General features: G+C 44.4%; 31 protein-coding genes. 6 read left to right on the top strand and 25 right to left on the bottom strand.

Going from position 1 to position 22,090, the window contains the following annotated elements:
* Window positions 1–160 precede the first annotated feature (160 nt).
* From HZF10_RS02015 to HZF10_RS01935, 17 genes are all read right to left on the bottom strand, one after another.
* A complete protein-coding gene (locus HZF10_RS02015) occupies window positions 161–565 on the bottom strand; it encodes a hypothetical protein (RefSeq protein ID WP_176004500.1) in 405 nt (134 codons plus the stop codon).
* 206 nt (window positions 566–771) lie between these two features.
* Window positions 772–1,554 carry a hypothetical protein gene (locus tag HZF10_RS02010; protein ID WP_176004499.1) on the bottom strand — a complete coding sequence of 261 codons (783 nt, stop codon included), beginning with the start codon at window positions 1,552–1,554 and terminating at the stop codon, window positions 772–774.
* Between the two features lie 1,207 nt (window positions 1,555–2,761).
* Window positions 2,762–2,938: a hypothetical protein gene (locus HZF10_RS02005; RefSeq protein WP_176004498.1), complete on the bottom strand. Its 177-nt coding sequence runs from the start codon at window positions 2,936–2,938 to the stop codon at window positions 2,762–2,764.
* 167 nt (window positions 2,939–3,105) lie between these two features.
* Window positions 3,106–3,510 carry a hypothetical protein gene (locus tag HZF10_RS02000; protein ID WP_176004497.1) on the bottom strand — a complete coding sequence of 135 codons (405 nt, stop codon included), beginning with the start codon at window positions 3,508–3,510 and terminating at the stop codon, window positions 3,106–3,108.
* Between the two features lie 151 nt (window positions 3,511–3,661).
* Entirely contained in the window at window positions 3,662–4,003 is a 342-nt protein-coding gene (locus HZF10_RS01995) for a hypothetical protein (protein ID WP_176004496.1), read from the bottom strand.
* 49 nt (window positions 4,004–4,052) lie between these two features.
* The gene (locus HZF10_RS01990; protein WP_176004495.1) at window positions 4,053–5,048 is read right to left on the bottom strand and encodes a DUF6438 domain-containing protein; all 996 of its coding nucleotides are present in this window, start codon (window positions 5,046–5,048) and stop codon (window positions 4,053–4,055) included.
* 201 nt (window positions 5,049–5,249) lie between these two features.
* Window positions 5,250–5,711, bottom strand: a complete 462-nt coding sequence (locus HZF10_RS01985; RefSeq protein WP_176004494.1) for a hypothetical protein — start codon at window positions 5,709–5,711, stop codon at window positions 5,250–5,252.
* Between the two features lie 122 nt (window positions 5,712–5,833).
* The gene (locus HZF10_RS01980) at window positions 5,834–6,085 is read right to left on the bottom strand and encodes a hypothetical protein (protein ID WP_218833177.1); all 252 of its coding nucleotides are present in this window, start codon (window positions 6,083–6,085) and stop codon (window positions 5,834–5,836) included.
* Between the two features lie 217 nt (window positions 6,086–6,302).
* The gene (locus HZF10_RS01975) at window positions 6,303–6,935 is read right to left on the bottom strand and encodes a hypothetical protein (protein WP_176004492.1); all 633 of its coding nucleotides are present in this window, start codon (window positions 6,933–6,935) and stop codon (window positions 6,303–6,305) included.
* 28 nt (window positions 6,936–6,963) lie between these two features.
* On the bottom strand, window positions 6,964–7,512 hold the full coding sequence (locus HZF10_RS01970) for a hypothetical protein (RefSeq protein ID WP_176004491.1): 549 nt from the start codon (window positions 7,510–7,512) through the stop codon (window positions 6,964–6,966).
* Window positions 7,513–7,645: 133 nt separating this feature from the next.
* On the bottom strand, window positions 7,646–8,407 hold the full coding sequence (locus HZF10_RS01965) for a hypothetical protein (RefSeq protein ID WP_176004490.1): 762 nt from the start codon (window positions 8,405–8,407) through the stop codon (window positions 7,646–7,648).
* A 321-nt stretch (window positions 8,408–8,728) separates the two neighbouring features.
* The gene (locus HZF10_RS01960) at window positions 8,729–9,184 is read right to left on the bottom strand and encodes a hypothetical protein (protein WP_176004489.1); all 456 of its coding nucleotides are present in this window, start codon (window positions 9,182–9,184) and stop codon (window positions 8,729–8,731) included.
* Window positions 9,181–9,648: a hypothetical protein gene (locus HZF10_RS01955; RefSeq protein ID WP_176004488.1), complete on the bottom strand. Its 468-nt coding sequence runs from the start codon at window positions 9,646–9,648 to the stop codon at window positions 9,181–9,183. Before HZF10_RS01955 ends, HZF10_RS01960 begins: the two co-directional genes overlap by 4 nt.
* 271 nt (window positions 9,649–9,919) lie before the next feature.
* Window positions 9,920–10,486, bottom strand: coding sequence for a hypothetical protein (locus HZF10_RS01950; RefSeq protein WP_176004487.1), 567 nt, complete (start codon window positions 10,484–10,486; stop codon window positions 9,920–9,922).
* Window positions 10,487–10,624: 138 nt separating this feature from the next.
* Window positions 10,625–11,167, bottom strand: coding sequence for a YcxB family protein (locus tag HZF10_RS01945; protein ID WP_176004486.1), 543 nt, complete (start codon window positions 11,165–11,167; stop codon window positions 10,625–10,627).
* A gap of 358 nt (window positions 11,168–11,525) precedes the next feature.
* Window positions 11,526–11,849 (bottom strand): nuclear transport factor 2 family protein, encoded by a 324-nt coding sequence (locus HZF10_RS01940; RefSeq protein ID WP_176004485.1) that lies wholly within the window; start codon window positions 11,847–11,849, stop codon window positions 11,526–11,528.
* Window positions 11,850–11,870: 21 nt separating this feature from the next.
* On the bottom strand, window positions 11,871–12,665 hold the full coding sequence (locus HZF10_RS01935; protein WP_176004484.1) for an SDR family oxidoreductase: 795 nt from the start codon (window positions 12,663–12,665) through the stop codon (window positions 11,871–11,873).
* 122 nt (window positions 12,666–12,787) lie between these two features.
* Here HZF10_RS01935 and HZF10_RS01930 point away from each other — a divergent pair, with 122 nt between their 5' ends.
* Window positions 12,788–13,156, top strand: coding sequence for a winged helix-turn-helix transcriptional regulator (locus HZF10_RS01930; RefSeq protein WP_176004483.1), 369 nt, complete (start codon window positions 12,788–12,790; stop codon window positions 13,154–13,156).
* Between the two features lie 394 nt (window positions 13,157–13,550).
* Here HZF10_RS01930 and HZF10_RS01925 read toward each other — a convergent pair whose 3' ends face one another.
* A complete protein-coding gene (locus tag HZF10_RS01925) occupies window positions 13,551–13,880 on the bottom strand; it encodes a hypothetical protein (RefSeq protein ID WP_176004482.1) in 330 nt (109 codons plus the stop codon).
* Between the two features lie 48 nt (window positions 13,881–13,928).
* Entirely contained in the window at window positions 13,929–14,405 is a 477-nt protein-coding gene (locus HZF10_RS01920) for a Dps family protein (protein WP_176004481.1), read from the bottom strand.
* A gap of 383 nt (window positions 14,406–14,788) precedes the next feature.
* Here HZF10_RS01920 and HZF10_RS01915 point away from each other — a divergent pair, with 383 nt between their 5' ends.
* From HZF10_RS01915 to HZF10_RS17905, 5 genes are read left to right on the top strand one after another with little or no spacing between them, the layout of a single operon-like run.
* Window positions 14,789–15,109, top strand: a complete 321-nt coding sequence (locus HZF10_RS01915) for an SH3-like domain-containing protein (protein WP_176004480.1) — start codon at window positions 14,789–14,791, stop codon at window positions 15,107–15,109.
* Window positions 15,106–15,783, top strand: coding sequence for a nitrile hydratase subunit alpha (locus HZF10_RS01910; RefSeq protein WP_176004479.1), 678 nt, complete (start codon window positions 15,106–15,108; stop codon window positions 15,781–15,783). Before HZF10_RS01915 ends, HZF10_RS01910 begins: the two co-directional genes overlap by 4 nt.
* A gap of 11 nt (window positions 15,784–15,794) precedes the next feature.
* Window positions 15,795–16,130, top strand: coding sequence for an SH3-like domain-containing protein (locus tag HZF10_RS01905; protein WP_176004478.1), 336 nt, complete (start codon window positions 15,795–15,797; stop codon window positions 16,128–16,130).
* Between the two features lie 2 nt (window positions 16,131–16,132).
* On the top strand, window positions 16,133–16,927 hold the full coding sequence (locus HZF10_RS01900) for a HoxN/HupN/NixA family nickel/cobalt transporter (protein ID WP_246282442.1): 795 nt from the start codon (window positions 16,133–16,135) through the stop codon (window positions 16,925–16,927).
* Window positions 16,917–17,582, top strand: a complete 666-nt coding sequence (locus HZF10_RS17905; protein ID WP_217703328.1) for a (2Fe-2S) ferredoxin domain-containing protein — start codon at window positions 16,917–16,919, stop codon at window positions 17,580–17,582. Before HZF10_RS01900 ends, HZF10_RS17905 begins: the two co-directional genes overlap by 11 nt.
* Before the next feature lie 94 nt (window positions 17,583–17,676).
* On the opposite strand, the gene HZF10_RS01890 is transcribed toward HZF10_RS17905, so the two are convergent.
* The 6 genes from HZF10_RS01890 to HZF10_RS01865 all read right to left on the bottom strand — a co-directional run bounded on the left by HZF10_RS01890 (window position 17,677) and on the right by HZF10_RS01865 (window position 22,042).
* The gene (locus HZF10_RS01890) at window positions 17,677–18,228 is read right to left on the bottom strand and encodes a RidA family protein (RefSeq protein ID WP_176004476.1); all 552 of its coding nucleotides are present in this window, start codon (window positions 18,226–18,228) and stop codon (window positions 17,677–17,679) included.
* A gap of 6 nt (window positions 18,229–18,234) precedes the next feature.
* Window positions 18,235–18,537: a tautomerase family protein gene (locus HZF10_RS01885; protein WP_176004475.1), complete on the bottom strand. Its 303-nt coding sequence runs from the start codon at window positions 18,535–18,537 to the stop codon at window positions 18,235–18,237.
* 90 nt (window positions 18,538–18,627) lie between these two features.
* Complete coding sequence (locus HZF10_RS01880; RefSeq protein ID WP_176004474.1) at window positions 18,628–19,626, bottom strand: zinc-dependent alcohol dehydrogenase family protein; 999 nt, start codon at window positions 19,624–19,626, stop codon at window positions 18,628–18,630.
* 66 nt (window positions 19,627–19,692) lie between these two features.
* Window positions 19,693–20,136: a nuclear transport factor 2 family protein gene (locus HZF10_RS01875; RefSeq protein WP_176004473.1), complete on the bottom strand. Its 444-nt coding sequence runs from the start codon at window positions 20,134–20,136 to the stop codon at window positions 19,693–19,695.
* Complete coding sequence (locus HZF10_RS01870; protein ID WP_246282435.1) at window positions 20,136–21,098, bottom strand: NADP-dependent oxidoreductase; 963 nt, start codon at window positions 21,096–21,098, stop codon at window positions 20,136–20,138. Before HZF10_RS01870 ends, HZF10_RS01875 begins: the two co-directional genes overlap by 1 nt.
* Complete coding sequence (locus HZF10_RS01865; protein WP_217703327.1) at window positions 21,098–22,042, bottom strand: MBL fold metallo-hydrolase; 945 nt, start codon at window positions 22,040–22,042, stop codon at window positions 21,098–21,100. Before HZF10_RS01865 ends, HZF10_RS01870 begins: the two co-directional genes overlap by 1 nt.
* Window positions 22,043–22,090: the final 48 nt, after the last annotated feature.

Below are 22,090 nucleotides of genomic sequence, written 5' to 3'. Positions count from 1 at the left end.
GCAGCCCTCCGGAGACGGATCTCTCCGCCGAGACGAAAATTTTTCCTAGCTTGGCAAAGCAGGAAAATCTAAGTTTTGCGGCTTTTGGAACAAGCTCTTCCGCTTAGTCATTCTGCTACCATGACGGTGGTTGTGCGATCGGCGAAATAATTAGGCAGATTTAATATATGCGACTTACAAATCTTTTTTCTTTCTCACTATTCCATTGAACTTGATATGTTCTTCCATTGATTTGGTCAAGTAATATAAAATTGTACATGTTTTTTGTTGGATAGAGTGTAAATCTTCCATTAACCTCTTCGCTAGTCAATACAAGTGAATCTGAATTTAAGATTAGTTCACCTTCGTAGCCTTCTTCGGATATTGTAAAATGAACTTGTGACATTTTTCCGTTTCGAGTATCCAACTTAATGAAAGTCCAATAGTTCTCAGTTGGAAATAACTTATAGATTGGATTTTCAAATTGACCTTCTATTGGTTTTGGTAAGGCAGAATTATTTTGAATTTGACCTTGTGAACTCAAAGTAAGTAAGGTTAGTAGAGAAATAAATATAAAATTTTTCATATCCATATTTTCTAAGAATTATTTCAATTACTGTATTTTACACGCTTGGTCGTCAATCGCTGTTGCACAACGTTAGGCCGCTAACCAAAAGTGGCGGCTTTTGGAGAGAGTATTCTCCGAAACGAATATACGGAGTTTTGGAAACAAGATCTTCCACTTAGTCATCACCCGCCATTTTGGTTAGCGGCGGTTGGCTGCAGTTTCTATTATTTGGACTCGCTTTTTTGAAAAGTTTCTATTGGGAACAACAGAATTTTTCGATTAGGATCATCAATGGAATCACAATAAATCTGTGTGAACACGTATTTATCATTCATGTACAAAATTTTGTTTGAGTAGTTTGGATAATTCTTGATAATCTTGTCAGTCACAAAACTACTATTCTCCAAATTATTGGGAATTTCGTTATCTCGAAAAGTCCAAGTCCAAGTAAAGTATAGTCCCGAAAGAAATGCAAGAAAAGATATAAATCCGAATAATTCGAAAATAATTTCTTTATCATATTTTTTCGCGAGCTTAAAATTGGCTCTCATTGCTGGGAATGTGTACATAACCAGCAGAAAGCTCATATACGGCCATCTACCAGTTAAAATGAAGTAATAACTCGTCGGATACAAAGTCATAATCAGCAAAACATTATACCAAATCGCTTTTTTCCGTTGGAATTTTCCATCCTCACTTACAGGGTCGAATCTCTCTAAATAATATTTGTCTCCAGCAATTATGAATGGGAGCATTATTGTAAAAATGATGTAAAAAGGAAGTAAGAGATATAAAATCCAAAGACCATCACTTATTAGCTGAGTTGCCGAAAAAAATCTCACATAATAAGTGTCAATCGAGAGGAGATTGTAAAATTGATTTATTCCACCAATAATAGTCGCGGAAGCAATTGCCAAAGGCAGATATTCTTTAAAGTTTTTAAAGGCACTTACGAGTTTTAGCGATAAAGGCTTTGGTGGGTTATTTTCAGGATTTACTTCATTCATAAATGTGGAGATTTTTGGTACCCGTCTTTTGAAATTGCAGCCAACTGGTTTATAAATGTAAAACTTTCCTTTATTCAAACTACCCTATCCTATCATTAGTAAGACTTAACTCTCCTTACCCCACGCCCTTTTCCAAAGCGCAGCGGCGGAAATCGAGGCCCAAGCCTGTACCTCGATGTAAACGGAAACTTTCCAGGCCCGAAGATTCAGCGCAGCTAAAAAGAAAACCTTCCTATCCCAGCGCCATGAGCGCGCAGGCGGACACCTGACGCCACAAAGGTTCGGAAAAAGCGAAAAACTGTTTGAGCCGAACCGGACTTCCGGAAACCAATGTACTACTGGCGAGTTTTTTTCGCTTCCGAATGTGGCGGCCATGTGTGCGGTCCCGCAACACGCTCCAGATGCTTCGGGGTTGCCTCTTTTGCTGCGAGGGAAAAGAAGGCTTCGCAACGCAGTTAATAACAATCTCCCGCACTCTTAACCACGATTACGTGAAGAATGCTTATCAATCCATCGTTCCTTACTTCTCTACAGCGGCAGATCGTGATTGAGTCGGCACGAAGCATACAGGTGTTGAGCCGAAAAAAATGCAATACTATACTACACACATTTTTGTACCGTTATAAAAATATATTATTCCCACAATCGGATTACACAAAAACCATTTCATATATTCGTCATCCAAGATGTACGGTATCAATGAATTTATTAAGAACATTTGCTTTGATTGCACTATCATTGACAAGTCATTTGAGCTATTCCCAACAAAATAAAATAGATAAAACTCAAATTGAAAAAACACTATGTCAAAGTTGGAAATACAGTTTTACGACATCTAACGGCACAAAAATGAGCCATGTGTTCGATTTTCAAATAACATTTGACAAGGACTTAAGTTTCACTCAAAACAATATGGGGGAAATTCGTAAAGGAACTTGGTGCTATAGCAACGAATTGAATGTTATTCAAATGAAGCCGAGTACGAACGTAGTAGTATGGGTTGTTATCATAAGCGATAAAGAACTACTACTTGTGAAGGACGGCGATTTTCTTCCTTTATCACGAGAACTACCAAAAACTTATTCAGTTTACACTTCTAAAACAAAGACGTCGGATAAGCCGAAACAGCGACGATAAATTTTTTTCCTCGCGGAAGCGTATTTCCGGAGCGTACTATTGTCGGCATTCTTTCGGATTAAAAAATCTTCTATCTCTCTGCAACGCTCCCGCCCGGTTTCTCCAACGTGATCACGTTCAGCCGTACAGTTCCGGTATACGGGCCATCTTCATAAAAGGTTGCGCCTTCGATTTCATCGTATTCCTCGACGTCGTTTTCGGGGATTTTAAATTGAAGTAGTCCGCCTCTGTAGAGAATTTTCTTCATGGGTGTTGTATTTGTTTTCTGAACCTGCGTAGACATTGCTAACGTTAGACCGCTAATTTCGGTTGAGGCCTTTCGGATAGAGTACTCTCCACCGAATGCAAACGAAGAAAACGTTGGTTCCCGTTAAAATGAACCAGAGGTAACAAAAAGCCGCTGTTACCAGCAGTTTACATTAGAATTAAGGAGATTGAATCTGCATCAACACTTAAAGACTTTAATATAAATCTGGCAAATTCCTTATTGTGGATTTTATGTTTATCAAATTCATTCATTAAGCCAGTCATATATAGTTTTTCATTTACTGTCATCCCTTTTAATTCAAGACTTCCGGATAAAGCATTGCTAACAGTCTCTTGTAAATCAAACCAAGCCAGTTGCGATTCGATGCGTCCAATTATTGCTTGGTCTGAATCATTATAAATATCGCGGATAGAAAAATCTTTTCTTTCAGGATTTTCATTCTTAAATTGATTTATACCAAGATTTAACAGAGCTTGTCCAAATCTTTGGTCAGGATTTCTTTCTAGATATGACTCTAGTAAACTGATTATTTTCTTGTGTTTTGAGTCCATCGTAAATTGCTGGTAACGTTAGGGGGCTGATTTCGGTTGCGGCGATTCTGAGAGGGTACTCTCCGTGGAAAAGTACGAAAACTAAAGAAGAGCTCGTAAACTTAGTCCGCTTGCCGTAATCGAAATTAACGGCGGTTATGGGATCGTGCCTTTACTTCATTAAAGAAATAATTAATGAAACAACTCCGATTAATATTGTTATTACAACTGTAACTTTCAAATATAGTTTTTGAACCTTTGCCTCATCTCTATAATCAGACAATTGGATTGTTTCAGTGCTCGCGACTATCTCATTTTGCACAATTATTGAGTCAACTTCAGCTCTGTCAGAATCTTTCAAGAAATATTTGATTCCTTGCGAAATATTAGGTTGATCTTCTTCAAAATAAAAATCAATTCCGTGATTGTATAATTCGGATTCAAAAATTATTTTGTCTTTGAAAAGTACTTCTAGTTTATAATGTTTTCCAAATTTGACATTTGCATTTTTCATTGTGACGAAATTTGAATTCTCACTTAGATGTTTTGGCTTGTCTCATATATCACTTTTTCCTCCATTTTTGATTAAACCTGAGTTCCGCCAATTTTTCATAAAGAATTTTTAAGCCATTAGTTCCAATCATTCCGTAATCATGTACCGTTTTTACTTTACCATTATTAAAGATGACTTTCAAATTTCCTGTTTGATCGTCGGTATGCATTACAGAGTATTCGCTACTTAAATTTTCAAAATCGCAATAATTTAAAATTTCTTCTAACTTATCAAACTCCATTTTATTAATTGAAGTTGTGAAAACACCCTCTTGTTTTTCGTATGCGATTTCCCTGTTTTTATTGAAGTTATAATGTCGGGCATCAAATGTGGATAACGAATCCCTATTCAAAGTTAGATTGTAAACAGGACAAGTACCAAAACATCCGGAAGTCTCGAATTCAATTTTAGTGATTTTGTTTGATTTTGGATTTGCATTATATTCTATAAAATCCCCAAATTTAAAAGTTAAAATAGTTTTGGATACGGAATAGGTTTTCTTTTGCCAATCAGTTAATTTATTCTGGTAGATGACTAAAAATGGTTGAGTATCTACAAATTCAACTTTGGGAACTATCGCTTTTCCCCGGTCCAAATCGATATTAAATACTTTAGTTTTGTTTTTTCCATAATTCATTATGACGATAGGTGAAAAACTACAGGATTTTTCAGCTTCGCCATAACATGTATGATTGTCTCCAATTGCGAGCAAATCTGTATAGCCATTATTATCAAAATCAACTTTTTTATAATTGATTTTTACATTAAGCTTGTTGGCTAAAATTTTGTTTAGACTATCACCTCCAAAACCTCTGTCAAAATCTTGAAGATTTTTTAATTCATAGCTTCTATAATTTGTGTCGCTTTTTTGTATAAACTTTTCTATTTCAGATTTAGATTTTAAATTGTCTATTTCCGATAAGATAATTTTGGTTCTGACATATTCAGTTCTGTTTTTGCAAGAAGAAAAAATTAATAGAATTAATAGTATTTTTATAATTTTCATTTTCTACAATTTTTTCAAATATTTCTGCCAACGTCAGGCGGCTGGCGGAGAAAGTACTCTCCGCCCGGAAGAAAGGTAGCAAAACTTTTGATTTTTTCTAACTTGAAAAGTTTGAAAAAATAAATGTTTTGCGGCTTTGGAACAGAGATTTTCCCGTTAGTCATCATCCGCCATTTTGGTTAGTGGCGGTTGTGCGACGTTTTAATTTGATTTTTTATATACTTCCAAAACATCTCGGCTAACTATGACCATTTCATTTTTAGTTAGCTTCGAAACTTTTGTTTCAATCATCTCGTAATATTTTCCGTCTTTATACTTTTTTGCTTCGCCATTTTTGATTAAATCTTTTCCAATCCAATCTGTACTGTCAATGTAAAGTTGATGAATGATTTTCATTTCCGACTTATCAAATCTCCAATTTCCGGAGTCAATATTTTTTGGAGAGAAAATCATTTTATAAGATGCGTTAGAATTATAAATAATTTTAGGTCCACTGGCTTCAACTTCTCCAAATCCTGTGGTATACGATTTTATTTTTTGGCCTGACGAATTACGGGTTTCAACATAATTCCATGTTCCTACAATGTCATTTTCCGTTTGTAAAACTTTAATTATTAGACCTAATGAAAGAACTAAAAACGATGTATAGAGTTTGAATTTCATATTTACGTGTTTGGTTGTTGGAAGACAGTTTCAAAAATGTCGTACGACTGGTTTATAAATGTATAAACTTTCCCTTATTCAACCTATTCCCTATTCTATCGTTAGTAAGACTTAACTCTCCCTTACCCTACGCCCATTTCCAAAAGCGCAGCGGCGGAAATCGAGGCCCAAGCCTGTACCTCGATATCGGAAACTTTCCGGGCCCGAAGATTCAGCGCAGCTGAAAATAAAAAACTTCCTATTCCAGCGACATGAGCGCACAGGCGGGCACCTGACGCCGCAAAGGTTATGAAAATGAAAACATCCGTTCCCAATGGTGCAATCATACTTTTTGTACTATGAAAAAAAAAAGCTGTGTCAATTTTTCGCTTCATTTGCTTTTGACACAAAAGTTGTGTCAATCATTTTTGTTTGAAAAAATTGACACACGGTTTTTATAAAAATTCTTTGATGGCGATTCCATCTTGTGCCCATTGCCAACTTCGATTAACATTTTGTGCACTCCTTCCATATGCCGAACAAGATGTCCATTACAATGAAACTACTGGATACAAATAGCAATTATATCGACTTGCTAAAGGCCATACCGTTTTACTCATATTTTTCGATTCCCTTTTCCCGCAAAATTGTCCTCAAAGTACTATACAGGACATTCGTGTTCCAATCTTCTTTATAACTATATCCCCTATTTATTTCGGATGGGTTTTCAACAGAGTAGATGGCAAAATAGGTCCAGTAACTTGATGTCCTGACGTTGTCCCAATAAATTCGTTTCCGGCTTTGGCTTACTATTCCGCTGACACTGATTTCGATAAAGTCTTTATTGAACAGCACGTCGTTGATCGAAAATTCCATACCATCCGCAAATTGCTCGCGATATCTATCTACCATTCGCGAGAAGTAGCAATCCCAAAGTCGATCCAAGATGTTGATGTAAAGTTTATGCAGTTGGTTTCGCTTTCTTCCGAAGTAAGATTTGAACGTTATCTTGATTGAGTTGTTATCCGAATCGCGAACAAATATTTGGTATTCCCTTCCGTAGGTCAATTCGAATTTAATCCACCGGATTCCGAATCTGTAATCTTTGATTTCAGGACCCGGAAAAATTTTGAACGGATTCGTCGAATCCCCATCTTCAAATTTCAATTCATTCCCGTTGATCGTCAATTCCCGTAAATGATTGTCTGTAAAACCGCGTCTGACTAAAAATTTCTCTTGTACCATTCTTTTTGTTTACGACGATTCGTGCCTTCTAAAATAACCCTTGGCTTATAGGGATCCATTTGTTCCAATTGCCCTTTTCTTTTTTGTAAAACCACAAACTTGCCTGTCCCCCGAAATCACAACATAAATGCAACGTGTATATCATGCATATTTCACCGTTCCTGATGTATACAGGCTCGGTAATCATCATTACACGGTTGCTGTTAACCCTACTTGTGCTTTGCTCCAAGTACGGCTTTATGTATTTATAGCTTATCCATTTATGCCCGTTAAAAAATTTACCGTCAATTGTTTTTCCGTATTGGGATCGTATGCCGCGAATCAACTCCTTCTTCTCTTTCTTTGAAATAACAATTTTTGCACCGTCCGAAGGATTTACAAATTCGGTTGAAGATTCCATTTCGTTCAACGCGTCTTCAACAGGATCCTTTTCCAATTCCATGATAACCCGAAGCTCACCTTTGCCATACGTGCTGTCACTAAGGATTTTTTTTATCAGTATTTCGGTATCACCGTTGTCCTGGGCGAACAATCCGTTGGTTGAAATTAGTAAGAGAAAGAGAATTCTATGCATCATAATTGGGGGTGATTGATGGCGACATGAGAGCATTCTCCGCGGTTAAGATACGAAGTTTTGGAAACGGCTCGTTCAATCAGTCATCAGCCAGCAATGGCGTGAATAGGCGTTATGCGAGGTTTGTTCTTCCAGATTATTTTTTTTGATCTTCGAAAGTAGGACGTGAAAAAGAGATTGGATTTTGTGTCCATTCAGTAGAGTTCCCTGATGCATCCATGATTTCAAATGAGACTTCGTACGTCGAGCTTCCATTGAAACTGAATTCTCCTGAACACATTCCGTGACCGATGCTTAGCTGGTTTTTAAATGGAAGTACATAGAAGGATTTAATTGTGCCATTTTCCAAATTTTTGACATTGGCTTTGATCAAATATTCTGATTGATCTTTGATTGGGCAATTGAATATCACATATTCGGCGGGACCACAACCATACATGTTATATGTTTTATCTACAATCTTTGCGGGCTCAGAATATTTTGGAGGCTCGGAGTCATTAGAATCTATCACCGTATATTCCGGGTTGTAGGTTCTGATGCCATCCGGATCGTATCTTTCGATCAGTTCATATTCTGGCAGGTTCTCAATTATTATCCTGTAACTATGATTCGGTTTTAAGATCCCATCGGGCTTTAAAATTGCCTGAGTTAGTGAAAACCCACCAATATTGGTTTCCCTTACAACCAGATTTACTTTTTCAATCCCGTCGAACAGATAAATATTGAATTTGTCATTGAATCCTTTTATTATCTCTTGGCTATTTGCGTATCCAGTAATCACAAAAACGGAATTAGTTTGTATTTGAGATTTACCGGGAAAGACCCAAATTCCATTACTTGAGCAATCCGCATACGAAAGAAAAGGAAGTATTAAAAAAAGTACAAATCTTAATTTCATAATATGTTATTTTCGATGTTCGCGTTCTCAAATCTTGCATAACGGTTTATAAATGTATAAACTTTCCCTTATTCAACCTATTCCCTATCCTATCAATCGTAAGACTTAACTTTCCCTTACACTACGCCCTTTTCCAAAGCGCAGCGGAGGAAATCGAGGCCCATGCCTGTACTTCGATATTCATGCAAACTTTCCAGCTCCGAAGATTCGGCGCAGCTAAAATAAACCTTTCCTATCCCGGCGCCATGAGCGCGCAGACGGGCACCTGACGCCGCAAAGGTTCAGACAGATCGCTTTGTGATTATGAATTCTAAAGTTAAGTCAAGGGGAATCCTGAGAAACATTGATGGACTCTATTTTATGACACTTCAGATCATCTCCTGAATCGCACCCCCATTGATCGTATCCTTTAACAGGCTTGCAATCATTGGAACCGTGACAGACCAATGTTTGTGGGGTTTCACCGTCGAAATAGAATTTAGATCCTTTTTTTATCAGACTTTGTGCTACCTGGGCAGAATCGGCAGAGGTGCGTCCTAACAAGGCATAAAATTTTTTGTGATTGCCATAATCAGTGCCTTCGATTATGGAAATATCCTTCACCATCGACTGTAATTTGTTGTCGGATAGTATTTTATTCCATGCGGTAACGATGGAGTCTTTTTGAGGATAGTCCAGTGTAAACCGACCATCTTTTTCATAGCCGACACTATTATCACTTACCTGTTTGCACTGGGCAAATAAGGTAATGATCAGAATATACATCAAATTTCTCATTGGGAAGAAAAGTTTTTGGTAGTAATAGTTTCTGTCTTAGTGCAGCCATCAACGCATCCCGGCCAACATATCCAAACCTTATCTTTGCTAAGGTATTTAGGATGGCAACCGACATTACAACCGGAGCAGGTTAATGTCCCGCCCCCGAAAGATCCTGAAGAAATCGGCAATTTCAAGAAGTTCGATCCGCTCAATTCAATACCGGTTGCAATACTTACCGTTTTTGCAGCATTCGTTGCATATAGACAGTAATAAAAAGTACTATCGTCGTTTGTGATTTTTTCAATGGTAAATATGAGCGGGTCATTGAAGCCCGCATCCCTTGCAAGCTGAGCCCAAACTGGTTTGACCAGATTCAAACTTGCAGTAATAACGTAAGAACCGCTTCTAACTTCGCCAACTTTCTCTTGTGCGTTGATTCCAAAGGACAACAACATTGCCAGAACAACAAATAATTTTTTCATCTTAAAATAAATTTGATTAAGCCTACTATTGTAAAAGGTACCTGTTCGGCATATTTCCCCTAAAGGAGAGAAATTTATTTTCGGAAAAATTATTGTCTAATGTAACTTTTTTTCTGTAATCTTTGATTTCAGAACCCTGAAAAATTTTAAACGGATTCGTCGAATCCCCATCTTCGAATTTCAGTTCATCTTCGTTGATGGTCAATTCTCGTAAATGATTGTCGGTAAAACCGCGTCTGACTAAAAATTTCTGCTGTAACATGCTGTTTGTTTACGACGATTCGTGCCTTTTAAATAACCCCTGGCTTATAGGGATCCATTTGCGCCAATTGCCCTTTTCTTTTTTGTAAAACCACAAACTTGCCTGTCCCCCGAAATCACAACATAAATGCAACGTGTATATCATGCATATTTCACCGTTCCTGATGTATACAGGTTCGGTAATCATCATTACACGATTGCCGTCAACCCTATTTGTGCTTTGTTCCAGATACGGCTTTATGTATTTATAGCTTATCCATTTATGCCCGTTAAAAAATTTACCGTCAATTGTTTTTCCGTATTGGGATCGTATGCCGCGAATCAACTCCTTCTTCTCTTTCTTTGAAATAACAATTTTTGCACCGTCTGAAGGATTTACAAATTCGGTTGAAGATTCCATTTCTTTCAACGCATCTTCAACAGGATCCTTTTCCAATTCCATGATAACCCGAAGCTCACCTTTGCCATACGTGCTGTCACTAAGAATTTTTTTTATCAATATTTCAGTATCACCGTTGTTCTGGGCGAACAATCCGTTGGTTGAAATTAGTAAAAGAAAGAGAATTCTATTCATCATAATTGGGGGTGATTGATGGCGACATGTGGCACCTTTACAGCCATTGCGACCATCGGAAAAGTAATGTTATCTCAGCAAATCAGACCGGCGATTCATTCAAAGCCAGTTACGGTCACGATCGGCTGTCAGCTGAAGCTTTTACCATTTCCAGTTTAAATCTACATTACTTTTCAAATTGTATTCATCCGACAGCTCCGCTAATTTTCCACGTAAGCCGTCGATATCCTGAATTTCTGATTTGGGGAAGATAAGACTTTCGCCGGTTTTCAATTTGAGAAAGATATACTCCCTGATTTCATTAACTTCTTCCAGATTCGTGTAATTTATTTTAGATTCTCCGGTTTCGTCGATCGTTTCAATATAGTGCTCCCGGAAGGTAACAGACGATATTTTTTCAGCTTTATTTTTGTAATTGTCCTTAATGAATTTCCGGTAATGCTGCCTGTAATGATTGCGTAAGTAGACAGCGTACAACGTTATCAATCCGAGATTTAGGGCAGTAATCACTGCAACTTCAAAAAAACTCCTGAATTCATTGAAGAAATAGGAAGCAGCGATCAGTACGATAGAAAATATCAGCAGGCTTTTTAGCCGTTGCTTTTTGATTGTCGGACTTGTAGATGCGGTATAAAGTTGATACTGTAAATAATCATCTATACTACAACTGTAGGTGAATTTCATATGGAATGTTCATTTAGGTAAAGCTTTCGGGCTACGCCTCCGGCATCTTGGCCGTCGCCGCATTCAGGGAGCGTTCTCTCTGCCGAACGAAGACGAAGTTAAGAAAAAGATCGTTCGTGCTAACGCGGCCAGCGATGACGAGCGCCGCGGTTACCAGACGTTTTTATGGTTTTACCCTTAAAATTTCCGAATCAATCATCTTTCTTTAGTCATGTTCTCATCCGACGACTGAAAGGGCCGTCCCGACCTATCCGTCTCGGATTGAGCGGCTTTGTCGTGGCCGGGCAAAAAGAAACCCCTCCAGGTCGGAAGGGTTGTTCTGTTTTTGGCAAATCGGGTGCGTGCTGATTTTATTTCGTTATCCGGTCACTTTTAGATTCCGGATTTTTCCGTCGAGGATCCCGAAATGAAACTTCAATACGACCGGGCTGCCGGGAAACGTGCCCGAGCACTCGGCAGATAAGACGCCCGACGCACCGTTTTCGGTATAATCAAGCGGTCGCATCACCGACCTGTATTTTTGGTTTGCTTCTTCAATCCAATCCCGGATTTCCCCTCTTCCGTTATGGGTCCTGCCTTCATCGGATACCACGGCGGTTTCGGCGAAACAGTTGGCGTAAGCTGTGCTGTCGAAGCTGTTCTGAGCATCGACCAGGTCTTTTATCGCTTTCGGTAAATTCATTTCCATTATTTTTAAAGACGATTAAATTGTGGGCACCGTGCCGCCGTCGATCACGAATTCGGTTCCCGTCAAATAATTGGCCCTTGGCGAAACAAGGAAACCGACCAATTCGGCTACTTCTTCGGGTTCGGCGGGCCTGCCGTACGGTATGCCGCCCAACGCATCCATGACGCCTTGTCGGGCTTCTTCTACCGTGCTGTTCGAGTTTCGGGCGATCTCACCCAGCCACGCCGTCGATGCCGAGGTATTGATCCATCCCGGCGAAACGGTCAGCACGCGCACGCCTTTCGGCGTCACTTCATTCGACAGGCTTTTGCTGTAGTTGATCAAGCCTGCCTTTGCGGCCGCATACGGTAAAGTGGAGTCATGCAACGGCAATCGGCCCTGGATGGAGGCGATGTGGATGATGACCCCATTTTTCCGATCGATCATCTGTGGCAGGAATCCCCTGTCCAGCCGAACGGGCGCAAACAAGTTGGCTTGTAGGGTCGATTCCCATTCTTCGTCGCTTAATGCCGCAAAACCTCCGGCGGGTGTCGAGGACGAACCCAGGTTGTTCACGAGAATATCCAGCCTGCCGTATCTCGACAGCACTTCGCTGATCACTTTTTCAGACCCTCCCGCCGTACTTAGGTCTGCGGGAATGAAATGCAGCTTGTCGTCTTCGTTTTCCGGCGCGTTCCTTGCCGAGATCACAACCGTCGCGCCGGCTTGCAGCAGCCTTTCCGCAATGGCCCGTCCGGTTCCTTTGGTGCCTCCTGTCACAAGGGCGATCTTGCCCGATAATTCATTGTTGAAATTGAATGTGTGTTCCATCGTTTATTATTTTCATGCAAAGTTGGGAGGTATGTAACGTTCCTGCAATAAGGGAATATCGAATCGCATAGGGATGAATTTTTCCCCTATCCGCGATTTGTAACATTGCCTACCTTTACGCCATGTACGAGAGAAAGATACCTTTGAACCTGAATTGCGGGCTTGACCTTATCGGCGAAGTCCTGTACGGAAAATGGAAGGTCCGTCTGTTGTGGTTCATCCATCAGGGGCACAAGCGCCCCAGCGAGCTGCAGCGCAAAATTCCGGATGCCTCCAGGAGGGTTTTGACGATGCAGTTAAAAGAACTGGAAGACCACGAACTTATCGCGAAAACGATCTATCCGGTCGTGCCGCCGAAAGTGGAATACAATCTGACCGATTTCGGCAAGACCTTGATCCCGGTGATCTCGATTTTAGGCCAATGGGGCGATGAGAATGAAGAACGGTTGCGGTCGGTGATTTTGAGGCGTTTGGGGGCCGGGGATCGATAGTTTCGACATACTGGAAGCGGCATAGGCGAATCGGGGCCAAAAGCGTACTTATAGGGTATACGAAAAACTTTCCCGGTGAGTGGATTGCGCACGACAAAATAAACGTCTTCCCGGCCGGGTCATATATGTGCAGAGGACTTCCCGACATCTTGAGATCTTGGAAACCGACAGGTTTCTCGCTTCCGGTCTTTTTACGGTGAGATCGCCAGAGTGTTCGTGCCGGAACCATACGTGCGTAGAATTGGTTCTTTTGTAGCGAGGCAAAGAGGCGGCGGGGGCGGGTCGTTGCATAAACTTAACTAAGCGGCTTTCCGCAATCCGGGAACGATTGCCCGGCGTCTCCACTTCCCAACGCACCCGGCCGTCGTTCCGAAAGCGCGACGAGAAAACCCGTTTAATCGTCCGAAGAAACGGAGCGGTTCATTTCCTCATCGAGATCGAGATTGTCAATCAGGAGATCTTCGTCTTGGTCGAACGCCTCCGAATTGCGGCTGTTGTCGCCATCTTCGTCATATTCGTCCCTGCCCTCTTCGACCGTTTCAAAATAATCCGAGTTCATCGTCGGGTGGCCCTGAGGCGTATAAGTGGGATCGGCTTGCTCCAGCTCGAGGTATTTAGTCGTATTTGGCCCATCCTCGCGAGGAGGATCGTCGTCATTTCGCAGCTGAGAAGTAATTGGCGGCAAGCTCCCGTCGGGTGCTTTTTTCTTTTTTGGATGTTCCATCGTTCGAAGATTAAGATTACAGGATGTTATTCGTCGAAATCACCGGCGTCATACCAAATGAGCCCGAAGCGTCCAGGCGAGTTTTTCATGCCGCTCCATGAGGCCTGTGATGAAGTCTGCCGACCCCTGATCGTGCAGCTTGCCCGAAAAGAAGTCGACAAGCTCCCTGAGTTTGATGACGACCGTTTCGTGGTCGGCAAGCAATTCTCTCATAAAACCTTCGCCGTTGTTCTCCTGGTATATGCGCTCGGTGAGATGGGTCAGGTTAAGAAACGTCTGGAGGGAGGCAGGAGCATAATGCCCGATAGTCCTGATTCGCTCGGCGATCATGTCGACCATGGCGTCGAGCTCTTTATATTGCGACTCGAAAAAAATATGCATGGCGTGGAAGTCTCGTCCCTCTATGTTCCAATGTGCGTTCCTGGTCTTGGTATATAACAGGAACTCGTCGGCGAGTATGTGGGAGAGCTTCTGTGCCACCTGGTCTTTAGACGGCGCGGTTATACCGATGCTGGTTGTCTTCATTTTACAGTTTATTTTAGGTCACTATCTTATCTGCCGACCCTGCAAGGACCGTGCTGATAGAGTCGCTTGTACCAAAATCGTGCTAAGTGCGGTCGCAATTGTACCGGCCCGCACTGCCGATAACCAGCCTTAGCCCGCAATACCGCGGCATGCGGATGGCAACAGGTCTGCCCGCGAATCGATGCTTTTTCACGACGCTTGAATTTCCCACCGCATGTGAATCCAAACGGCTTGCCGACAGTACGAAATATCATAACGGTGACGTAAAAATACCATATGTCGTAATAAACCGTGGGGCAAAAAGGCCCGTTTCCGTGACTAACCGGAATCTCGGCCGGTTGGCATCTGTTTTGACGTGTGGTCCGTTGTAAACGACAACCAGTATGAAATCGGCAACAGACTATAACCCCGCAACATACACGGTCGGCGAACAGGTAAGGATCGCGATGAAATTTCCGGTAGGACATTATAGGGTCCCGATGTACATGCGCGGACGGACCGTCACGATCTCGAAAAACCTGGGAAGGCATATAAACCCAGAGGAAGAAGCATTCGGCAGGAACGCGGGCAACGAATCCTGGTACTACATGGTACGGATACCGCAAACAGAACTGTGGCAGGAGTACAACGGGCCAGATACCGACATGCTTGAAATCGAGATTTTTGAAAACTGGCTGGAACCCATTAAAAAAGATATCACATGAGCGAGAATGCACACAATCCGCACACGGGCCGCGACGGGGACAATCATCCCGAAGGGCACGACCATGCCGAAGAGCACGAGCCTATAATTCATGAGGCTGCACCTTCGTACTATGAAATACTTGAAATAAGCATCCGGGAATTGTTGACCGAAAAAGGAATTCTCCGCCCCGAGGAAATCAGGAGGCAAATAGAGGTGCTTGATTCCCGCTCCCCCGCATTGGGAGCGAAGATGGTGGTGAAGGCATGGCTGGACCCTGCCTACAGATCGCGGCTGGTGCAAAATGGAAACGCAGCGGCCGAGGAAATGGGCATTTCGATATATGACAATACCAAGCTGACCGTACTGGAGAATACCCCGGGCGTACACCATGTGATCGTCTGTACGCTTTGCTCGTGTTATCCGAGGCCGATACTGGGACTTCCGCCTGATTGGTACAAAAGCAAGGAGTACCGGTCGCGAACGGTGAGAGAGCCGCGGGCAGTACTGGCCGAATTCGGCACACTGATTCCCGAGGAGGTGCAGGTCATCGTCCAGGATTCGACCGCCAGCGAACGCTATATGGTGTTGCCGTTACGCCCCGCGGGCACTGAAAACTTCAACGCTGAAGAACTGGAAGCGTTGGTCACCAGGGACACCATGATCGGCGTGGCCCTGCCGAGTATAAGCAACTAAACAGAACGCATATGTCAACTGAAAATCTTGTAAAACACCTGCCTAACGATATCGGCGGTACCGGGAGCAGCGATGATAAGATACACATCTTCGAACGAGACCTTTATCCGTGGGAGAAACGCTGCCACGCTCTTTTGGACGTGCTTGACTACCATAAAATCGTAAATACGGAAGAAAAAAGGCGGGGAACCGAAAACATCGGGAGTGAAATGGCCGGAAAATTATCTTACTATGAAAAGTGGATCGTCTCGGCTTCTAACCTACTCCTCCAAAAAGGCGTGTTGACGCCCGACGAGATCGCCGTAAAGACAGCCGAGGTGGCCAAAAGATATAACCTCGTCCTTTGATCATGGAACTCCCGGGCTTATGGCTGATGCTGCTCTTGGGGATTCGGCACGGGTTCGATCCCGACCATATCGCCGCCATCGACGGGATGAGCGTGCGGCTGGCCGACACGAAACCGAACCTGGCCAAGTGGACAGGCACCTTATTTGCCGCGGGGCACGGATTCGTCGTGACCTTGGTGATCGTGGCCATCGCTGTGTTCAGCGCGTCCTGGAAATTACCGGGTGCGCTGGTGGATTTTCTTGAATTCGTGCCCGGAATAATCTTATTGGGGGTAGGTTTCTCTAATTTATACGCACTACTCAAAATCGATTCCTACCGACCGAAAGGCCTAAAATCGATGTTCCTTCCCGCCCCGCTTCGGCGAAGTTCGAATCCATTGGCCATATTGGCAACCGGCGCACTTTTCGCAATGGTTTTCGACACTACCACACAAGCCACCGCGTTGGCCTATACCGCTACAAGCGGTCTTGGCATCTCGTATTCCTTTTTGTTGGGCTTTTCGTTTTCTGCGGGTATGATCTTTACCGATACGATAGACTGCCGGGTATTGTATGCCATCATGAGGACCGCCCCGGGCGACCGGGTGGTTTCCGATTACCGAAGGAAATTAGGCTGGATAATAGCCTGTACCGCCTTGTTGGTAGGCGGTTATAAAACGGTGTCGTCGTTTTTCCCGTGGTTTGTCCTGGCGGAAGACGTGTTGGCCGGGTTCGGTATGGCCTTCTTCGTGTTGATGTTTCTTTTCTACTCATACCTATTCATGCGCACCAAATCATTTAAGCCCAATGCCGATTAAAGACCTCACCTGTATAAAAAAGCACTTGTTCCTGTGTAATGGCGGAAGCTGTAAGGCGAAAGGAGCGGAGGAAAGCACCGCGGTCATCCGCCGGAAAATTGATGAAAACGACCGGTCGGGAAGCATTCATACCACCAAGACCTTGTGCAACGGACGATGCAACGACGGGCCTATAGTTATAAGCCAACCTGAGGGCATCTGGTTCAAGGACGTCACCCCGGATAAAGCCGCGGCTTTTGCGGCCGATTACCTTTTCAAGGACATCGTTCCCGACGGACACAGGCTTTACATTTACGGGGAAAATAGCATATCCGATAATCCGAAAAACAACCAATCTATGGAAACGACGCGACAATTTCATTACGGGACGGTCCTGGAAGCCATCACTATTTTGCGCGAACAGGGGTACGGACACGATTTTACGGTATATGACGGCAAACTCAAGGCAGACGGGCGTTTTTTTTGTCCGGACGAGCTGGAGATAACCGATGTCTACCGGTACGAAGGAGACACCGACCCTGCCGACGAGGCTATCGTTTTTGCCTTGTCTGCCCAATGCGGGCTCAAAGGTATCCTTGTGGCGGGCTACGGCGCAGATACCGACGGATCGGGTCAGCTCATCGCGCAACTGCATTACCGATACTTACGCCCCTGAACCCTGATCGGGGCACGGACGGGAGGCACGGGGAATTTTGGTAAACAGCAAAAAAAGGCCGCTACAGCGGCCTTTGTACTTATCATGCAACATTTCAGTTTTCTTTCATGCGCCTCTTACTATCGGTAACCTCGACCACGATTTCTACCTCCAACACCCAATTGAACGGCAAGGAGTTGGCGCCTATGGCAGTCCGGGTATGCTTGCCCTTTTCGCCGAATACGGCTATGAACACATTGGAGAACGCGTCCATGACCGCCGGAAAATCGTTGAAGTCGGGGTCGCTGTTTATAAAACCCGAAACCTTGATCACCTTTTTGATTCCGGCAAGATTTCCCAATTCTTGTTTCAGGATTGCGATGTGATGGATGGCGCAAAGCCTTGCCGCTTCTTTAGCCTCGTCGAGCGAGATGTCTCGGTTCACTTTGCCGGTAACGTATTTCGAGTCGTGAGTCAACGGTCCTTTTCCGGAAACGAAGACATAGTTCCCACTCCTGACAAGGTTTACATAACTGTTGCTGGTCGGGTCCGGAAGTTTCGGGAGTATGATCCCCATTTCTTCCAGATTTTGCTCGGGCGTGGCCTGAGCAACTGCGGTTTTGATCGCCAATAATGCCATAACGATAAAAATTATAGGATATCCCATCGGTTCCTAGTTGCTTTTCACAGGCGCTGCCTTGGCGAATTCCTCGCGAGAGGTAGGATTCCCGTCGATCGTCTCATAAATGGATTTGGAGTTCGCCAAAGTCTGCATCAAAGATTTCGGTCCCTCGAAAGGGCGTCCTCCGATGTGCCATCCGTCGGTGTGCAATTCTTCGATCAACACCCAGACGACTTCCCTGAAAGCTTCGGAGCCCTCGAATTTTACCATGACGTCGGTAATGGCTGCGGCCATCTCGTGTTTTTGCTGAGGCGTAAAGACGCCGTCTACTAATTTGATGTTTACAAAAGGCATAATGTTTAGTATTTAAAAATTATTAGAATCATTTCTGTTATTTCCCTTTTTTTTTTTTGGAATCTGGACGGGGCTCAGACGCTCGGCCGGTCAGTCTATCTCAATTACGATCTTGCCGTTCGCAAGCCCTCGCTCTATCATCTGGAGGGCCGCTTCGGCCTCATGCAGGCGGTACGAGCCAAGATGAGTGTTGCCCCGAAGCTTGCCTGCTTCGACAAGCTTCGAAGCTTCGCGCAAGATCTCGCCGTGATGTTTGCGTCCTTTCCCGGTTATCAACGGCAACAAAGTGAACACACCGGAGTATGTAGCTCCCCTGAAGGACAGGGGCGCCAGACTGTGGGTTCCCCAACCAAGAATGCTTACTACATGGCCTGTGTAATTCTTGACTGCCGTAAAGGATCGGTCGAGGTTTTCGCCGCCGACGGTATCGAACACGATGTCGAAACCTTCCCCGTCGGTGAATGCTCCCACATAGTCGGAAACGCTTTGTGTCTTGTAATCGATAAAGACCGCGCCGAAATCCTCGATGTCTTTCTTGTTTGCCACATCGCCCGTTGCATACACCTCGGCACCGAATGACCGTGCCAATTGCACGGCAATGTGGCCGACCCCGCCGGCGCCGCCGTGTATGAGCACTTTTTTGGAACGGCTTATCGCCGCCCTGTCTACCAGTCCCTCCCAGGCGGTGATGAACGCTAAAGGCAGCGAGGCGGCTTCCTTAAAATCGATATTGGGGGGTTTGATCGCAATTAGGTCTTGATCCACAGACGCATATTGGGCCAGTGAACCCTGCACTCCTGCAATGCCGCCCGTCATACCGAAAACCTCATCACCCGGTTTGAACATGGTGACTCCTTTTCCGGTCGCGGCCACGGTTCCCGCCATGTCGATTCCCAAAATGGCCGGTAAACTGACCTTGGCATGGCTGGCTTTCCCCGACTTGATTTTAAGGTCAAGCGGATTTATCCCGCTGGCCTTTATCGCGACCAGGACTTCGCCCGAGGCCGGTTGGGGCAAATCCAGGTCCTTCATGACGAATTCCCTGTCGAACTCCTCGAGCACGAGTGCTTTCATCTTATTGTTTTCCATAATTAGTTTTTTAATGTTAAGGATTGTATACCGGGTACCTCGGCCGCAAAGCGTGATCGATGCTTCTCAACGAAAGGATATCGCCAGCCTGCTCAGTACCAACTTTGAGATAAGCCACGCGTCATTGCGTTTTACGAAGGTTACGGTATAATGTCCGAATCCGTGGAAAAAGGTAAAATCGGCACGCGCCCCTTTATCGAAACATATACGGTCTTCCATGGACCATCTTACCGTGACCGAACCCGCCCCTGTTTGCAATATTTCCTGATTGTGAAGATGATGGACGGTAACGGCTGTACCGATATATTCTTTTGTGGCGGCCACGAAGGCCGAAGGAGAATCAAAATATAGTTCCCGGTTCCCGGAAATGTCCAGGAACTCGAATGTCGCCTCGCCGGCCATAAGGTCTTTCCACGAATCCCATTTTTTGATATCCAGTAGCCGACAGTAAGCCGACATCGCAAAACCGCTGGCAAGGGCGGCTTCCGTAGAAGTAATTACTTGTTCCATCACATTTCGACTATAATCTTACCTTTTGTCTGGCCTGTTTCTATTTCCAGGTGTGCCTGCGGAATTTCAAGGAAACCGTATGTCTTTGAAATATAGGGGACGACTGTCCTGCTTTCCAGAAGACCGGCAAGAAACTCCATGTCTTTGCCCGATGACTGTACGGCATTATAAAAGGCAGTGACTCCCAATTGCTTTGCCGCCTTCTCTTCTTGTGCGCTGATGCCTGACCAAAGGCTGATCAGCACACCTCCTTTACGCAACACGGCGAGGGATCTCAAGACATGTCCGGGAGTACGTACCGAGTCGATCGCCAAGTCCATGCCGGAAACTTTGTCCTCGAACCTCTCTTTCTCATAATTGATAAACTCGTCGGCTCCTAAACCTAACACGAATTCCCTTTTTGACTCCGAGGCCAAGGCCACGACATGGGCTCCGTAATATTTGGCTATCTGAATCGCGAAATGGCCCACCCCGCCGCCCGCGGCCGTAATGAATACCCGGCTGCCTTCTTTTATCCCTACCTTTTGCACGGGCTGCAATGCGGTCAAAGCGGCGAGCGTGGAAGCAGCTGCCTCTGAATGGGACAGGTTTTCCGGCTTGTGTGCGAGATGGTCGGCCGGAGCCGCTACATATTCGGCATAAGCCTTACCGTGTCCGGGATGGCGTACGGCTCCGAAAACGGCGTCCCCGATGGCAAAACGTTCTACGTTCCGTCCCACTCCTACCACGACACCTGAAATATCCCAACCGAGAATCATCGGTTTCTCGCCACCGAAGACCCAACTGACATTTTTATTGACGCGGAGTATGACATCGGCAGGATTGATGCTGAGTGCCTTGACCTTTACCAGGACTTCATCGGCGCTTATCGCGGGAATCTTGACCGAGGCCACCGAAAAGTTCTCGACACCTCCCTGCTCCTCCAATATCATCGCTTTCATTTGTTGAGGATCGCGATGCATCAGGCTCCTTTATAAACCAGTTTCGTAAAAAAATCGGGGTTTATGATAAATGTCCCGAATACTGCATCGTATTTCGAGGTGGGCTTCGCGGCAATGATCTGGTTTAGGCTTTTACCTGAATCTTTCATTGTCTTTACATTTTGGTAGATATCGACCAGCATGTCCCTGTAGACGGTCAACTGCTTTTTATTGCCGATCTCGCCGTGGCCAGGGATGATGATGGTATCGTCACCGGCTTTCCTGAGGTTGTAGTTCGTGGCCTCGATCATACCCTTGATATGGCCTCCCGTGCTGTAATCGATGAAAGGATAATGCCCGTTCCACCACGTGTCGCCTACGTGAAGTATGTCGGCTTTCGGAAAATAAACCGAAATGTCGCTGTCGGTATGCGCAGGCCCGTAATATCTCATGGCGATGTCTTCCCCGTTGAACGCCAGGAATTCTTTTTTTCTGAATGTCTTTTCGGGAAGCGACCCGGCAGGGTAAGGCGGAAACGTGAAATTCCAATCTTCGACGGTCACTGTCCTGGACATGTTCCTCAGCGTATTTTCGTGGGCCGTAATCGAAGCACCCGATTCGTGTAACCACAGGTTTCCGTCGACGTGGTCGAAATGCCAATGGGTATTGATCAGGTGCTTCAACGGCGCGGGGCTGATGCTCTCCAACGCAGCGGTCATGTTCGTCCGCGAGAGGTCTATGCCTCCGTCGACCATCAGCTTGCCTTCCGGACCGTTAAGGACCAGGACATTTCCGCCCGAACCTTCCAGCATGGAAAGGTTTCCGCGAAGCCTGGTCACAGTGATCTTTGCCGTGGCTGCCGCTCTTCGAATGATGGCAACGGGGCTTTCCTGTTCAAAAACAAGTTTTGGGAAGAGCCATAATCCGGCCGTCAGGATTCCTGTGGATCCTATGAATTTCCTGCGATCTATATATAAATTGCTCATAATTATAATTTAGCTGTTATCTATTTTGGCTTTCTGTATGCCAATTCG

Origin of the sequence: Flavobacterium agri (assembly GCF_013401995.1) — a bacterium.
Lineage (GTDB): Bacteria > Bacteroidota > Bacteroidia > Flavobacteriales > Flavobacteriaceae > Flavobacterium > Flavobacterium agri.
This window is presented reverse-complemented; position numbering and strand designations above follow the sequence as displayed.